The 13,687-nt window shown below is 75.3% G+C and carries 15 protein-coding genes; 7 read left to right on the forward strand and 8 right to left on the reverse strand.

Annotated features, from left to right (window positions below; translation table 11 throughout):
• Positions 1–15: 15 nt before the first annotated feature.
• A complete protein-coding gene (locus WIS52_RS02780) occupies positions 16–1,368 on the reverse strand; it encodes an FAD-binding oxidoreductase (RefSeq protein ID WP_349296464.1) in 1,353 nt (450 codons plus the stop codon).
• A gap of 97 nt (positions 1,369–1,465) precedes the next feature.
• Complete coding sequence (locus tag WIS52_RS02785; RefSeq protein WP_349296465.1) at positions 1,466–3,757, reverse strand: molybdopterin-dependent oxidoreductase; 2,292 nt, start codon at positions 3,755–3,757, stop codon at positions 1,466–1,468.
• A 63-nt stretch (positions 3,758–3,820) separates the two neighbouring features.
• Here WIS52_RS02785 and WIS52_RS02790 point away from each other — a divergent pair, with 63 nt between their 5' ends.
• Positions 3,821–4,336 carry a mycothiol transferase gene (locus WIS52_RS02790; RefSeq protein ID WP_349296466.1) on the forward strand — a complete coding sequence of 172 codons (516 nt, stop codon included), beginning with the start codon at positions 3,821–3,823 and terminating at the stop codon, positions 4,334–4,336.
• Between the two features lie 115 nt (positions 4,337–4,451).
• On the forward strand, positions 4,452–5,378 hold the full coding sequence (locus tag WIS52_RS02795; protein WP_349296467.1) for a LysR family transcriptional regulator: 927 nt from the start codon (positions 4,452–4,454) through the stop codon (positions 5,376–5,378).
• A gap of 10 nt (positions 5,379–5,388) precedes the next feature.
• Here the strand turns inward: WIS52_RS02795 and WIS52_RS02800 are convergent, their stop codons facing one another.
• The 5 genes from WIS52_RS02800 to WIS52_RS02820 all read right to left on the reverse strand — a co-directional run bounded on the left by WIS52_RS02800 (position 5,389) and on the right by WIS52_RS02820 (position 8,663).
• Positions 5,389–5,775 (reverse strand): fluoride efflux transporter FluC, encoded by a 387-nt coding sequence (locus WIS52_RS02800; RefSeq protein ID WP_349296468.1) that lies wholly within the window; start codon positions 5,773–5,775, stop codon positions 5,389–5,391.
• Positions 5,772–6,176, reverse strand: a complete 405-nt coding sequence (locus tag WIS52_RS02805; RefSeq protein ID WP_349296469.1) for a fluoride efflux transporter FluC — start codon at positions 6,174–6,176, stop codon at positions 5,772–5,774. The genes WIS52_RS02800 and WIS52_RS02805 overlap by 4 nt, the downstream gene beginning before the upstream one ends.
• Complete coding sequence (locus tag WIS52_RS02810; RefSeq protein ID WP_349296470.1) at positions 6,173–7,567, reverse strand: MFS transporter; 1,395 nt, start codon at positions 7,565–7,567, stop codon at positions 6,173–6,175. Before WIS52_RS02810 ends, WIS52_RS02805 begins: the two co-directional genes overlap by 4 nt.
• Positions 7,564–8,019 carry a MarR family winged helix-turn-helix transcriptional regulator gene (locus tag WIS52_RS02815; RefSeq protein ID WP_349296471.1) on the reverse strand — a complete coding sequence of 152 codons (456 nt, stop codon included), beginning with the start codon at positions 8,017–8,019 and terminating at the stop codon, positions 7,564–7,566. The genes WIS52_RS02810 and WIS52_RS02815 overlap by 4 nt, the downstream gene beginning before the upstream one ends.
• 116 nt (positions 8,020–8,135) lie before the next feature.
• Positions 8,136–8,663, reverse strand: coding sequence for a MarR family winged helix-turn-helix transcriptional regulator (locus tag WIS52_RS02820; RefSeq protein ID WP_349296472.1), 528 nt, complete (start codon positions 8,661–8,663; stop codon positions 8,136–8,138).
• A 416-nt stretch (positions 8,664–9,079) separates the two neighbouring features.
• On the opposite strand from WIS52_RS02820, the gene WIS52_RS31640 reads away from it, so the two are divergent.
• Complete coding sequence (locus tag WIS52_RS31640) at positions 9,080–9,298, forward strand: tRNA-specific adenosine deaminase (protein ID WP_379610121.1); 219 nt, start codon at positions 9,080–9,082, stop codon at positions 9,296–9,298.
• A 406-nt stretch (positions 9,299–9,704) separates the two neighbouring features.
• Complete coding sequence (locus WIS52_RS02830; protein WP_349296473.1) at positions 9,705–10,130, forward strand: DoxX family protein; 426 nt, start codon at positions 9,705–9,707, stop codon at positions 10,128–10,130.
• Positions 10,131–10,165: 35 nt separating this feature from the next.
• On the opposite strand, the gene WIS52_RS02835 is transcribed toward WIS52_RS02830, so the two are convergent.
• Entirely contained in the window at positions 10,166–11,269 is a 1,104-nt protein-coding gene (locus WIS52_RS02835; RefSeq protein WP_349296786.1) for a baeRF2 domain-containing protein, read from the reverse strand.
• An 80-nt stretch (positions 11,270–11,349) separates the two neighbouring features.
• Here WIS52_RS02835 and WIS52_RS02840 point away from each other — a divergent pair, with 80 nt between their 5' ends.
• From WIS52_RS02840 to WIS52_RS02850, 3 genes are all read left to right on the forward strand, one after another.
• The gene (locus WIS52_RS02840) at positions 11,350–11,736 is read left to right on the forward strand and encodes an SRPBCC family protein (protein WP_349296474.1); all 387 of its coding nucleotides are present in this window, start codon (positions 11,350–11,352) and stop codon (positions 11,734–11,736) included.
• A gap of 87 nt (positions 11,737–11,823) precedes the next feature.
• The gene (locus WIS52_RS02845) at positions 11,824–12,231 is read left to right on the forward strand and encodes a hypothetical protein (protein WP_349296475.1); all 408 of its coding nucleotides are present in this window, start codon (positions 11,824–11,826) and stop codon (positions 12,229–12,231) included.
• A 255-nt stretch (positions 12,232–12,486) separates the two neighbouring features.
• Positions 12,487–13,629 (forward strand): polyprenyl synthetase family protein, encoded by a 1,143-nt coding sequence (locus tag WIS52_RS02850; protein WP_349296476.1) that lies wholly within the window; start codon positions 12,487–12,489, stop codon positions 13,627–13,629.
• Positions 13,630–13,687: the final 58 nt, after the last annotated feature.

Consider the following 13,687-nt stretch of genomic DNA (forward strand, 5'->3'; position numbering starts at 1 on the left):
GGACAGCAGGCACGGTCAGTCGGCCGGTGGGACGTTGTAGTTGTTGCGGAACAGGTTCGCCGGATCGTGGACCGCCTTCAGCCTCCGCAGGCCGGCGTAGGCGCCCTCCCCGTAGAGGGCGGCGACCCGGCGCGGGTCGTGCACCGTCACGTGGTTGGACGCGCTCGGGCTCTCCTCGACCAGTCCCGAGGCGTGCAGCGTCTCCCCGATCCGGCGCAGGATGTCGGTCTCGCGTGCGTCGTCGGCGGGATCGGTCCACATCTGGAGGACGACGAGCGCGACGCCCGGCGTCCGGGGCAGCACACTCCGCGGACCCGGAACGGGCGCCGGCGCGGTGCGCCACAGCTCCATCGCCGTGTTCGGACCGAACAGCGGCAGCAGCGAGAGCACGAGCTCCTGCTGCGTCTCGCGGTCACCGGCGAAAGGCAGGTGGACCAGGTCCCACAGGTGGCGGCCCCCGCGGTCGCCGCCGCCGTCGTCGAGCTGGTGCAGTAGCTCGACGTAGGACATCGTCGTGGTGTCGTCCCGCACGGGATCCGCGAACGTCCGCAGCCTGTCGATCTCCCGCGCCGCCGCGTCGGGCGGTCCGACGTGCCCCGGAAGGATCGTCACCGTGGGCGCCCCGTCGGCGTCGAGGCCGTACATGGTCTGCGGGAAGACGGCCTGCGATCCGTTCTCCATCAGGTCCCACGCGCCACGGGTCGCCGCTGCCACGTCGGCGCCGGCGAAGGTCAGGCTGCCGCCGACCGTCTGCGCCGGGAGTGGGTGCAGGCGGATCTGCATGGCGGTCACGACGCCGAAGTTCGGGCCGGCGCCGCGCAGCGCCCAGAACAGCTCGGGCCGTTCGGTCTCCGAGACCCGCAGGACGTCACCGGCGGCAGTCACCAGCTCGAAGGCGATCACGTTGTCGCTCGCATAGCCGTGCTGCGGGGTGAGGTACCCCTCGCCCGCACCCGTGGCCAGCCCGCCCAGACCGACGGTCGCCGTGACGCCGGTGACCGGGACGAGCCCGTGCGACACGGTCTCGGACACGACGTCCCCGGCCCGGGCGCCGCCGCCTATCCAGGCCGAGCGGGCGGGGGCATCGACGAGCACCCACCGCAGCCGGGTCAGGTCGATGACGATCCCGCCGTTGTTGCTGGCCCAGCCACCGAGTCCGTGACCGCCGCCGCGGACGGAGACCTCCAGCCCCTCGGCCTGCGCGTACCGGAGCGCCCTGCGGACGTCCGCGACCCCGGCACACCGGACGATCAGGGCGGGCTCGCCGACCAGTCTCTCGTTGAAGATCTGGCGGGCGGAGTCGAAGTCCGGGTCGCCGGGGCTCAGGATGTCGCCTCGCAGGTCGGCGAGTGCGCGATGTCGATGCATGTGGATCCAGCCTCTCGAACAGCGGTTGCAGGTTCTCGAGAGGATGATCAGAGATGAAGCACGGTCGAGGTCAATCCGTACGGCGCGGGCGAACCCGTCAGACCGGGGCGGTGTGCGCGGTGACGTCCGGCGGGTCGTGCGGATACGGCGAGACCGCCACGGCGCACAGCTGCCCCGTGCACCCCTGCGCCAGGCTCGACGACCCCCGGTCCCGGGTGACGGCGTTCGGGTTGCCGTGCACGCACAGCCCGTCGTCGCCGAGCTCGGGCCGCTCCGGGTCGGGATGCGGATCCCACCAGGCCCCGGTCGGCAGCTGCACGACGCCCGGGCGGATGTCGTCGGACAGCCGGGCCGCGGCGAGGCAGGCGCCGCGGTCGTTGTGGATCCGGACGACGTCGCCGTCGCCGATCCCGAGGGCGGCCGCGTCATCGGGGTGGATCCGGACGACCTCGCGCCCGGAGCGCTTGGCCCCCGCGGAGTGCGCGCCGAAGTCCAGCTGCGAGTGCAGCCGGGTCGCCGGCTGGTTGGACACCAGCCAGAACGGGTGCCGCGCGTCGGGGGCCTCGGTGGGTTCCAGCCAGGCCGGGTGCCCGGGGTGGTCGGCCAGCCCGTGCCGGGCGATCGTCTCCGACCCGACCTGGATCCGGCCGGACGGGGTCGGCAGCGGGTGCGCCGCCGGGTCGGCGCGGAACCGGGCGAGCATGCCGCCGTCGTCCGGGCGCTGGGGCAGGACCAGCTCGCCGGCCGCCCAGAACTCCTCGAAGTCCGGGGCGGGCTCACCGCGGTCGGCCAGCGCCTTGCGGGTCCGGTCGTACATGTGCACGAGCCACTCGTGGGCGGTGCGGTTCTCGGTGAACGCCTCCCGGTGGCCGAGCCGGTCGGCGAGGTCGGCGTACACGTCGTAGTCGTTGCGGGCCTGCCCGTGCGGGGGCACCAGCTGCTTCATCGCGACCAGCAGCGGGTCGGAGCTGGTCGCACCCATGTCGTCGCGCTCCAGCGTCGTGGTCGAGGGCAGCACGACGTCCGCGTGCCGGGCCGTGGAGGTCCACATCGGATCGTGCACGACGAAGGTGTCCAGCTCGGCGACGGCGCGGCGCATCCGGCGCAGGTCCTGGTGGTGGTGGAACGGGTTGCCCCCGGCCCACCACGCCATCCGCACGTGCGGGTAGGTGTGCTCGGCGCCGTCGTAGGCGTAGCGCTCCCCCGGGTGCAGCAGCATGTCCGCGACCCGGGCGACCGGGATGAACGAGGTCACCGGGTTCGGGACACGGGAGTACGTCGGGACCGGGACCGCGTTGCGCGGGCGACCGTAGTGTCCCAGCGAGCCGAGACCGTAGTTGAACCCGGCGCCGGGCCGTCCGACCTGGCCGAGCACCGCGGCCAGCGCCGTCCCGCCCCACACCGGCTGCTCGCCGTGCTCGGCGCGCTGCAGCGACTGGGCGACGGTGACCAGGGTGCGGCCGTAGGCGATCCGCCAGGCCAGCTCGCGGATGGTGCCGGCGTCGATCCCGGTGATCGCCGCCGCCCACTCGGCGTCCTTGACCGGCGCGGCGAACAGGTACTCGCGCAGCCGCTCCCAGCCGTCGCAGTGCGAGGCGAGGAACTCGGCGTCGTGCCGCCCCTCGGCGACGACGGTGTGCATCAGCGCCAGCATCAGCGCGACGTCGGTACCGGGCCGGATCGGCAGCCAGGTGGCGTCGACCTCCTCCGGCAGGTCCGGGCGCAGCGGGCTGACCAGCACGAACACCGCACCGCGGTCGCGGGCCGCGCGCATCGCACCGCGCTCGACGTGCCGGCTCACCCCGCCGGCGGCGATCGCGGAGTTCTTCAGCGCCATCCCGCCGAACGCCAGCACCGTGTCCGTGTGCGCGGCGACCTGGTCCCAGGACACGGCGTAGCGGGTGACGGCGTCGAAGGTGCCCAGGATCTGCGGGAGAATCACCTCGGCCGCGCCGCCGGAGTAGGTGTTGACCGAACGGGTGTAGCCGCCGGTCACCGCGAGGAACCGGTGCAGCTGCCCCTGCGCGTGGTGGAACCGCCCGGCCGAGGCCCAGCCGTAGGAGCCGCCGTAGACGGCCTCGTCGCCGTAGGTGGTCCGGACCCGCTGCGTCTCCTCGGCGAGCCGGTCCAGCACCGCGTCCCAGGAGACGGTCAGGTACCCGTCGCGGCCGCGAGCGGGGTCCCGGCCGGGGCCGCGCTCCCACCAGCCGCGCCGCACCGCGGGCGCCGCCACCCGCGCGGGGTGCGCCACCGCCGCCGGGATGTTGTCGAGCACCGGGGACGGATCGGGGTCGCCGGGGTGCGGGCGCACCCGTAGCCGGGTCCCGTCGTAGTCGGCGGAGAACACGCCCCAGTGAGCGCTGTGGGATTTCGCCTCTGTCTCGGTCACCGATCACCACGCTAGTCGCGCCGGTCGGGGTTGTGCACGCGTCCACCCGGGAATCCCGCCCGGGTGACGACCTCCGCCGAGCTGCTCACCGACCACTTCGGGCGCGTCCGGGAGCTGGTGCACGACGTCGTGGACGGGCTGTCCCCCGACGACCTCGCCCGCCGTCCGGACTCCGCCGGGGCGCCCGGCAATCCGATCGGCTGGCTGGTGTGGCACCTGCTGCGCGTGCAGGACGACCACGTGGCCGAGGCCTTCGGCACCGCGCAGGTCTGGACCGACGACGGCTGGGCGGACCGGTTCGCGCTGGACCTCCCCGACACCGACACCGGGTTCGGCCACACGGCCGACGAGGTCGCCGCCGTCCGGACCTCCGCGGAGCTACTGGCCGGCTACGGCGACGCGGTACACGATCGGACCGTGTCCCTGGTGAAGGACGTCTCCGACGACGACCTGTCCCGCATCCTGCCCGCCACCTGGGGTGACGGCGTCTCGCTCGGCGTGCGGCTGGTCAGCGTGGTGGGCGACGACCTGCAGCACGCCGGCCAGGCCGCCTACCTGCGCGGCCTGCTGGGGCTGTAGGTCCGTCCGCGCACCCCGCGACGTTCCCGCACCGGCCGCAGTCCGTGAACCGGTCCACACCGGGGTGCGAGGACGGCCACCGCTCGCGTCCGGGCCGAGGCCTAGGGTGGTTCCGATGTCCGCCCCCGCCCCCGCTCACGTCCCCGACCTCGGCGCACTCGCCCTGCTGGTCGCCGTCGCCCGCACCGGTGGGCTCCAGGCCGCCGGCCGGGAGCTCGGCATGACCACCCAGGCCGCGACGGCCCGGATCCGTACCGTCGAGAAGCTCGTCGGCGCGCCCGTGCTGGAACGGGACCGGCGCGGCCGCCGGGCCGGCCGGCTCACCGCGCGCGGCGCGCTGCTGGTCGACTGGGCGGGCCCGGTGCTGGACGCCGCCCGGGACCTCGACGCCGCCGTCGCGGCGCTGCGCGAGCCCGGGCCGGGCGACGACACGGTCGTCGTCGCGCCCGCGCCGACGGCCGCCGAGTACCTGGTGCCGCGCTGGTTGGTGGAGCTGCGCGACGGCCCCGGCGGAGAGATCGTGCTGCTCGACGCCGACGACCCGGCCACCGCGGTCCGCGACGGCCGGGCCGCGGTCGGCGTGGTCGAGACCGCCGAACCGACCGACGGGCTGCACGTCGCGACCGTCGCGACCGACGAGCTGGTGGCGCTCGTCGCGCCCGGTCACCCGTGGGCCGGCGGGGCCGGGATCGACGCCGCCGAGCTGGCCGCGACGCCGCTGGTCACCCGCCGGGCGGGCACCGGCGCGCGGCCGGCCGTCGACGCCGTCCTGGCCGCCGTCCCCGGGAACGGGCCCGCCGCACCGGCGCGGGAGCTCGCCGCCAACTCCGCGGTGCTCGCCGCGGTCCGCGGCGGGGACGGGCCGGCGGTACTCCCCCGGCTCGCCGCGGCCGCCGACCTGGCCGCCGGCACGCTGGTCGAGGTGCCGGTGCGCGGGGTGGACCTGACCCGGGAGATCCGCGCGGTGTGGCCGGAGGGCACCTCGCCCCGCGGCACCGCCCGGGACCTGCTGCGGATCGCCACCGGCGGCCGGATCCGCTGAGCGGGAAGCCTCAACCGCCTCCGGCGAGCAGCGTGACCAGCCCGTATCCGGTCAGCCCCGCGCTCACCCCGGCCAGCACGCTCACCGTCGCGTACCCGGTCGCGAGCAGCGCACGGCCGCGTTCGAGCAACGAGACCATCTCCCAGCCGAAGGTGCTGTAGGTGGTCAGTGCGCCGCACAACCCGGTCCCCAGCAGGGCCGCGGTCGCCGGGCCGACGGTGGGACCGAGCAGCGGGACGGCCGCCACCACGGCACCGAGCAGCAGCGACCCGGCGACGTTGACCAGCCAGGTGCCCCACGGGAACGCGGTGGCCCGGCGGGCCCTCAGCTCGGCGTCGACCAGGTAGCGCAGCGGCGCACCCACCGCGGCGCCCACCGCCACCAGCAGCGCGGTCACCACCGGGCCCCCGCCACGACCCGGGTGGCCCGCGCGCCGACGGCGGTGGCGACGACGGCCAGCAGCGGCGTGGCCACCATCAGCGCCAGCGCGGCCGGCACCGGCAGGTCACCGGTGCCGACGTCGGTGGCGTAGGTGGAGAACGTCGTGTACCCGCCCAGCACGCCCACCCCGAGGGCGGGCCGCGCCAGCGGATGGACCCGCTCCCGCTCGGTGACCAGCACCATCAGCACGCCCATCAGCAGGCAGCCGGTGACGTTGATCAGCAGGGTGGCCCACGGCACCGCCGGGCCGACCAGGGCCAGCAGGTAGCGGGTCTCGGCGCCGACGACGCCGCCGGCCGCGACCGCGCCGAGCACCGCAGGCCGCCCCGGCCCGGCGCCGCTCTCCCCCGGGCTCACCGGGCCCGATCCCGCGCAGCCCGGTCCCGCCGCGAACGCTCACCCGGTGTGGCAACGCGCACGCGACCGCGTGAGCGTTCGACAGACCGATGAGCGTCCTCGGGGCGGGGTCCGGTCGTGGTGGCCGGTGGGGTGGGGGCGGACGTGGTGGAGGCGGCTCGTCGGGCGGCGGGCCAGCCGATGGCGGCGGCGACCAGGCAGGCCAGCGCGCCGAGGGCCAGGCCGCCGCGCCCACCGAACTGCTGGCTCACCCACCCGGCGACCGGACCGCCGATCGGCGTCGACCCGAGGAACGCCACCGACCACAGCGCCATCACCCGGCCCCGCATGTGCGGCGCCGAGGCCAGCTGCAGGGTGCTGTTCCCGCCCGCCATGAACGCGACGCTGGCCATCCCGACCAGGCCCATCGCCAGCAGCGCGACCCACAGCGTCGGGGCGAGGGCGGCCAGGCCCAGCGCGGCGCCGAACCACAGCGAGGTCCGCACCAGCGCGGGCAGCCCGGTGCGGCCGCGCCCGGCCACCACCAGCCCGCCGACGACGGCGCCGACCCCCATCGCGCCGGTCAGCCACCCGTAGGTGCCGGCGTCGCCGCCGAAGGTCTGCGAGGCCACGACCGGCAGCACCACCGGGAACTCGTAGGCCAGGCAGCCGATCAATCCCATCATCAGCAGCGGGAGCAGCAGCTCGGTGTTCCCGCGGACGTAGGAGAAGCCCTCGCGCAGCTGGCCCGGCGCGCGCGGGGTGGGCGCGGTCGGCGTCAGCGCGGAGACGTCCAGGCGCAGCAGCGAGCTCACCACCGCGACGAAGCTGACCGCGTTCAGCAGGAAGCACACGCCGGTGCCGCCGGCCACGATCACCACGCCCGCGATCGCCGGGCCGACGGCGCGGGCCGCGTTGACGAGCACGGAGTTGAGGCTGACCGCGTTCCGCAGGTCGTCGGGTCCGACCAGCTCGTGCACGAACGTCTGTCGGGCCGGGTTCTCGAAGGCCTTGTTCAGCCCGAGTACGGCGGCGAGGACGTAGACGTGCCAGAGCGCGATGGTGCCGGTGAGGGTGAGGACGGCGAGCGCCAGCGCCTGCACGCCCATCATCGCCTGCAGCCCGATCATCAGCCGCCGCCGGTCGAGCCGGTCCACCCACACCCCGGCGTACGGGCCGAGCAGCAGCGTCGGCAGGGTCTGCACGGCGACCACCGTGCCCAGCACGGTGGCGGACCCGGTGAGCTCGTAGACCAGCCAGGACTGGGCCACGGACTGCATCCAGGTCCCGATCAGCGAGATCGACTGCCCGCCGAACCACAGCCGGTAGTTGCGCCCGTTCAGCGCGGCGAAGGTGCGGTCGGTGAAGCCGCGGACCGCACCGGCCACCCGGCCTCCGGCGGCCCGGCTCACCGCCCGGTCCCGGCCGGCTCGTCGCGCAGCGACGACGCCAGCGCCTCCAGTGCGGGCAGGGCCGCGCGCAGGCCCTCGGCGTGCCCGCCGGGCAGGCCGTCGACGTGCGCGGCGAGCAGCCGGGTGCGTTCCGCCCGCTGGCGGTGGTGCTCGGCCAGCCCCTGCTCGGTGGCCGCGACCCGGATCGCGCGACCGTCGTCCGGGTCGGTGTCGCGCATCAGGAGGCCAGCGGCCGCCAGCTTGCCGGCCAGCCGGGACAGCATCGTCGGGTTGAGCCCCTCGATGGCCGCGAGCTCACCCATCCCGATCGGCCCGCGCACGGCCACCGTGCCGAGCACCGAGACCTGGGTCCGGGTGAGTTCCTCGCCGCGGGAGTGCCGGTCCAGGCCACGGCCGATCCGGGCCAGGGCGACCCGGAGCCGGGCCAGGTCGTCGGAGTCCAGGCCGCTCATCGCGCGCTCCCGTCGTTGCTTGCCTTCAGGCAAGCATACGCCCGAGCGTTGCGCGGTGAGACAGCAGCGGCAGGGATCCCGGAGGAACGAGCACCGCGGGCCGGGCGGCCCCGCGCTCAGCCCGTGGGCGCGGGCTGCCCGCCGGGGGCCGCATCGCCCGCCGGAGCGCCTGCGTCGACGTCGTCGTCGTCGGCCGGGCGGTCGCCCCGCAACCGTGCCGCCAGCCGCTGCAGGTCGTCGCGCAGCCGGAACAGCTCGTCGATACCCATCCCGGTCGAAGCGATGACCCGCTCCTGCGCCACCAGCGCCTGCTCGCGCAGCGCCCGGCCGTCGGCGGTCACCGAGACCTGCACGGTCCGCTCGTCGTCGGGCCGGCGGGAGCGCGTGATGAGGCCGCGCTTCTCCAGCCGGTGCAGCATCGGCGACAGCGTGCCGCTGTCGAGGTACATCCGCTCCCCGAGCTCGCGTTGCGGGACCGAGTCCTCGGCCCAGAGCACCAGCAGCGCGGCGTACTGGCTGTAGGTCAGGCCGATCAGGTCGAGCACCGGCCGGTAGCAGCCCGTCATGGCCCGGGAGGCCGAGTGCAACGCGAAGCAGAGCTGCTCGTCGAGGGCCAGCGGCGCAACCGTTCCGGGCTGTTCCATCCGGACAGCGTAAATCGTCCTGCCCGAACGTCCAGTAGCTCCCGTCGCACGCACCACGGTGCACACCCGCACGGACGTGGGACCGTGCTCCGGGCGGCGCAGCGAGCGGCGCCGGAGAGGGGCACGACGATGGACGAGCGGGACCGGACACACCTGCGCCGGTGCGTGGAGCTCGCCGAGGAGGCGCTCGCGGCCGGCGACGAGCCGTTCGGATCCGTGCTGGTCGACGCGTCCGGGACGGCGCTGGCCGAGGACCGCAACCGGATCGCCTCGGGGGACGCGACCCGGCATCCCGAGTTCGCCCTGGCCCGGCGCGCGACGAGAGAAGCGCCGGCGGAACGAGCATCCGCGCCGACCTGCTGTCGCCGGACGAGCGGCGTGGCGCCACCGTCCACACCTCCGGCGAGCACTGCCCGATGTGCGCCGCCGCGCACGCCTGGGTCGGCCTCGGCCGGATCGTCTACGTCGCCTCGGCCGCACAGCTGAGCTCGTGGCTGCGGGAGATGGGGGTCGCGCCGCCGCCGGTGCGGCCGCTGCCGGTGACCGAGGTGGCACCGGGCGTCCGGGTGGAGGGGCCGGACCTCGAGCTGGCTCCCCGGGTCCGCGCGCTGCACGAGCGCCTGCACCTCGGGTGAGACGAGAAAAAGGAGGTCCGGAGCGTGGTCGCCCCCGAAGCGACCGCGCCCCGGACCTCCCGGGGGAGACGGACCGGAAGGCTCCCCAGCGCCCGGTCCACCCTGTAGTTCGTGTCGAGTTCGGGATACCCCGTCCCGTAGCGCCCCAATCGCCCCGACCCGGGTTTCACCCGGCTCTACCAGCATCGTCGCGGACCGTGCCACACGCTGGTCCACACAGGTGACATGCTGTCACCGTGAACGCCCGGCGACGCCGAATCCGCCGTTCACCTCGGTGTCATCGGCTCAGCATGGCGCATCGTTCACCCCCGGCGGCCGGAATCACCAGAATCGGGTACGCCGGGCATCCCGCCCGTCCCGATCCGTCCCGGTTCGTCCGGGTCCGCAGTCGAGAGGCCGTCCCGATATGGCTCGTCCGCCGTCCCCGCTCCGCACCGTCGCGCGGATCCTGCTCGGCGCGTTCCTCGTCGCCGCCGGGGTGGCCCACCTGCTGATCCCGGACGAGTTCCTGGCCCAGGTCCCGCCGTTGCTGCCCGCGCCGGACGCGATCGTGCTGGTCTCCGGACTGGTCGAGATCGCGCTGGGTGCGGCCGTCCTGCTCGCCCCCGCCCGCCGCCGGGCCGCGGTGGGGCTCGCGGTGGCGGCGCTGTTCGTCCTCGTCTTCCCGGGCAACGTGGCGCAGTACCTCACCGGCACCGACGCGTTCGGCCTGGACACCGACGGAGCGCGCGCCGTGCGGCTACTCTTCCAGCCGCTGCTGGTGCTGTGGGCGCTCTGGGCCTGTGGGTCCCTGCCGCTCCGGCGCAGGCGCACCACGGCCGCCCCGCGCTGAGCGCCGCGGACGGCCGTGGCGGTATGCCGGGCGGGTCAGGCGACCGGTCCGATGGGGAACCGGAGGACGGCGCCGAGGCCGTCGGTGAGCGCCACGTCGTCGCCCGGCCCGGTGAGCACGACGTCGGCGTCGACGGCCGCGGCCGCCCGCACCAGTGCGTCGGCGGCCGGCGCGGAGACGGTGGGCTCGGCGCCGATCTGGGCCAGCTCGTCCCGGCTCTCGGCGACCGCGGTCGGGTCGGCCGCCAGCCACAGCGCGGTTCCGGGGGCGTCGGCCCGATCGACCAGCAGGGTCTCGACGGCGTGCGCGCGGGTGGCGGCGACGACACCGGCCAGGCCGGTCACCGCCAGCCCCTCGCCACGGCCGGACGCGGTCGCGTAGCTCGTGACCGACCCGATCCGGCGCTGCTCGCGGCGGTCGTCGGCCGCCGCGCGGACGGTGTCGTCGACCTGCGCGGGCAGCGTGCCGCCGGTGTTCTCGATCTCGACCATGACCTCGGCAGAGGCGGGCGGCAGCTCGTCGCGCAGCCGGGCGCGCGCCGGGGCGTCCCCGACGACGACGAGCAGCCCGGCGTTGCCGCCACGGACGGCCTTCTCCACCCGCTCCGCGACCGCCTGGGCGTTGCGCTTCCAGGTCTCCTCGACACGGGCGTCCGCGCCGCCCTCGCCCGGCCCTGCGGTGCCGGCCTTGTGCACCGGCCCGGTGGAGTCCGAGGACACGCCCTCGACCCAGCCGTCGACGGAGCGGACCTCACCGCCGGTGTTGTCCACCGCGACGACGACGGTGCGCACCTGCTCCCCCACCGCGGACAGCACGGGCAGCAGGTCGGGCAACGCGCCCCAGCCGGCCGTGCCGCGCTCCGGCGGGATCTCGGTGTGCCGGTCGAGCAGGATCCGGTCCCGGTCGGCGACCAGCACCCGCCCGGCGGTGCCGTCCGGCGCGGCCGCCCCGGTCACGGCGTCGTCGAGCAGGTCGAGCACGGGCTCCTCGGCGCCGGCGTCCACGAGCCGCTCGCGCAGGTCGCGCCAGCGGAGCCGGTACTGCTCGGTCGCGTCGGCGGTGTCGTGGGTGGCGTCCAGGACGACGGTCGCGAAAGGGCCGTCGCTGTCGGTCAGGGGTCGGAGGAAGTCGAGTCGCATCGTCACGGGCCTTCCCGCCCCCGGGCGGGTCAAACCCCGCGCCGCGGGATGAGCCCGGCCACCACGGGTACCCGCTGTCCATGGGTGACTACGAGGACCGTGTACTGCTCACCGCCGGACCGGACGCCGCGTTCACGCACCTGTCCGACGTCGGCAACCTGCCCGGACACTTCGCGGCGCTGAAGGATGCCCGGCTGGTCGCCGCCGACCGGGTCGAGGTGACCGCCGAGGTGGACGGGCACACCACCGAGGGCGAGGCGTGGCTGCACGTCGACCGGGAGAACCGGCGGATGACCTGGGGTGCGCCCGGCCCGCACGACTACCGCGGCGAGCTCACCGTGCGCGAGGCCGGACCCGGCTCGGAGGTCGTGGTGCGCCTGCACACCGAGGACGTCGAGGGGGTCGACGTCGCGCGGGGTCTGCGCGACTCGGTCCGGATGATCGGCGAGCAGCTGGGCGAGGCGTGAGCCGGCGGTCCCGCGGCCACCGGACGTGCGACGTGCGACGCCCCCGTGCACACTCGGCGGCCACGGCGTCGACCCGGGAGGCTCGCGATGCCCACACCCCACACGCAGCACCGTGAGAGCACGGCGGCCGCGAGTTCCGCGCTGACCGCCCTGCGCGTGGCCGCCGTGGCCTCGGTGGTCGTGCTGGCCTGGCAGTTCGTCACCGCGGGGAGCCTGATCGACGGCGGGTCGATCGGGCTGCACGCCATCGGGGCGATCGTGCTGCACGTCGTCACCGGGCTGGCCGCGCTCGGCGCGCTCTGGCTGCTGGTCACGACGAGGGGGAGCGTCTGGCCCACGGTGGTCGCCGTCGTCGTGTTCGTGCTGACCTTCGTGCAGGCGTACTACGGCGGGTACAGCACGATGTTCATCCACGTCCCCGGCGCGATGCTGCTCACGATCGGCGCCCTGTGGCTGGCGTACTGGTCGCTGGCGCGGCACGGGGCGCGTCCGTAGCGGCCCTCCGCGACCCGCCTGCCGACCGTCGCGTGGCCACCCGTCCGGACGGTTCGGCGGGCGCGATCCGGCGCCCGCCCATAGTCTCGGGAGGACCCGGCGCGGGGTGGGAACAGAGCGCGCGCACCGGCCGCGAACGGCCGGCGACGCGGGGTCGCCGCACCGTCGCACCACACCGCCCGGACCGGACGTCTGTCCGGAATGTCCGATAGGGTTTTTTCTCCAAGCCCTCGGGGTTCGGCGGGAGGCGTCGCGATGGTCGTCGAGACGGGACAGGTCGATCGGGTCCGGGCCGGTGTGGCCCGACCGGCCACATCGGACGGTGCCAGGCCGGACGGCGGCTGGCCGGACGACATCCGGCGACGCGTGCGCGATCACGTCGACGCCACCGTCCGCCGCCGCTGCGCCGAGCACGTCCACTCGATGCAGGGCGCCGAGTTCGTGTCCGGTGTGCTCGCCGACTTCGTACGTCGCGGGAAGTACGTGCGCTCGATGTTCGGCTACCTGGGCTGGCGGGCCGCCGCGCCGGACTCCCCCGCCGCGCTGGAGGCGGTCGCCGGGCTCGAACTGCTGCACGCGTTCGCACTGCTGCAGGACGACGTCATGGACGGCTCGCTGCTGCGCCGCGGGCGCCCCACCGTGCACGTCCAGCTCGCCACCTGGCACCGCGGCCAGGGCATGTCCGGGTGCTCGGACCGGTTCGGCGAGTCCGGCGCGGTGCTGCTCGGCGACCTCTGCCTGGTGTGGGCCGAGCAGGCCATGCGGGAGAGCGGCCTGCCCCGCCCGGTGCTGGACCGCGGCTGGCCGCGCTACGACGCGATGCGCTCCGAGCTCGCGGTCGGCCAATTCGCCGACCTGCTCAACGAGGCCCGCCGGATCCCGTCCCTGGACGAGGTGATGGACGTGCTGCGCCGCAAGTCCGGCAACTACACCGTCCGCCGCCCGCTGGAGCTGGGAGCGGCGATGGCCGGCGCCGACGACGAGCTCCTCGGGCTGCTCGGCGACTACGGCACGATGGTCGGCGAGGCGTTCCAGATGCGCGACGACGTGCTCGGCGTCTTCGGCACCGACGAGACCGGCAAGCCCACCGGCGACGACCTGGCCGAGCGGAAGGCGACCAGCCTCGTCGTCCTCGCCCGGGAGCTCGCCGGACCGGCCACCCGGGCCACGCTCGACGCGCTGCTGCACGGCGGTCCGGACGAGCCCGTCGACGTCGTCGCTGCGCGGGCCCTGATCGAGTCCACCGGGGCGCGCCGCCGGATCGAGGAGCTGATCAGCACCCGGGTGCAGGGCGCGTTGCGCCTGGTCGACGGCGCCGTCGCCGACGGCCGCCTGGCCGAGGACGTCGCCGGCGTACTGCGCGGGATGGCCGTGCGCTGCGCGGACCGGTCGTCGTAGCCCGCCGTGCCCCTCCGTTCCCCCGCCGGTGAGCACGATCTGCCCGGCTCTACGCTCC

It is taken from the genome of Pseudonocardia nematodicida, from assembly GCF_040105385.1.
Lineage (GTDB): Bacteria > Actinomycetota > Actinomycetes > Mycobacteriales > Pseudonocardiaceae > Pseudonocardia > Pseudonocardia nematodicida.

Coding starts and splice junctions, on each gene's coding strand:
- WIS52_RS02780 (WP_349296464.1), bottom strand. CDS start 1,368: ATGCATCGACATCGCGCACTCGCCGACCTGCGAGGCGACATCCTGAGC.
- WIS52_RS02795 (WP_349296467.1), top strand. CDS start 4,452: ATGTCCGCCCCCGCCCCCGCTCACGTCCCCGACCTCGGCGCACTCGCC.
- WIS52_RS02815 (WP_349296471.1), bottom strand. CDS start 8,019: ATGAGCGGCCTGGACTCCGACGACCTGGCCCGGCTCCGGGTCGCCCTG.
- WIS52_RS02820 (WP_349296472.1), bottom strand. CDS start 8,663: ATGGAACAGCCCGGAACGGTTGCGCCGCTGGCCCTCGACGAGCAGCTC.
- WIS52_RS31640 (WP_379610121.1), top strand. CDS start 9,080: ATGTGCGCCGCCGCGCACGCCTGGGTCGGCCTCGGCCGGATCGTCTAC.
- WIS52_RS02830 (WP_349296473.1), top strand. CDS start 9,705: ATGGCTCGTCCGCCGTCCCCGCTCCGCACCGTCGCGCGGATCCTGCTC.
- WIS52_RS02835 (WP_349296786.1), bottom strand. CDS start 11,269: ATGCGACTCGACTTCCTCCGACCCCTGACCGACAGCGACGGCCCTTTC.
- WIS52_RS02840 (WP_349296474.1), top strand. CDS start 11,350: ATGGGTGACTACGAGGACCGTGTACTGCTCACCGCCGGACCGGACGCC.
- WIS52_RS02845 (WP_349296475.1), top strand. CDS start 11,824: ATGCCCACACCCCACACGCAGCACCGTGAGAGCACGGCGGCCGCGAGT.
- WIS52_RS02850 (WP_349296476.1), top strand. CDS start 12,487: ATGGTCGTCGAGACGGGACAGGTCGATCGGGTCCGGGCCGGTGTGGCC.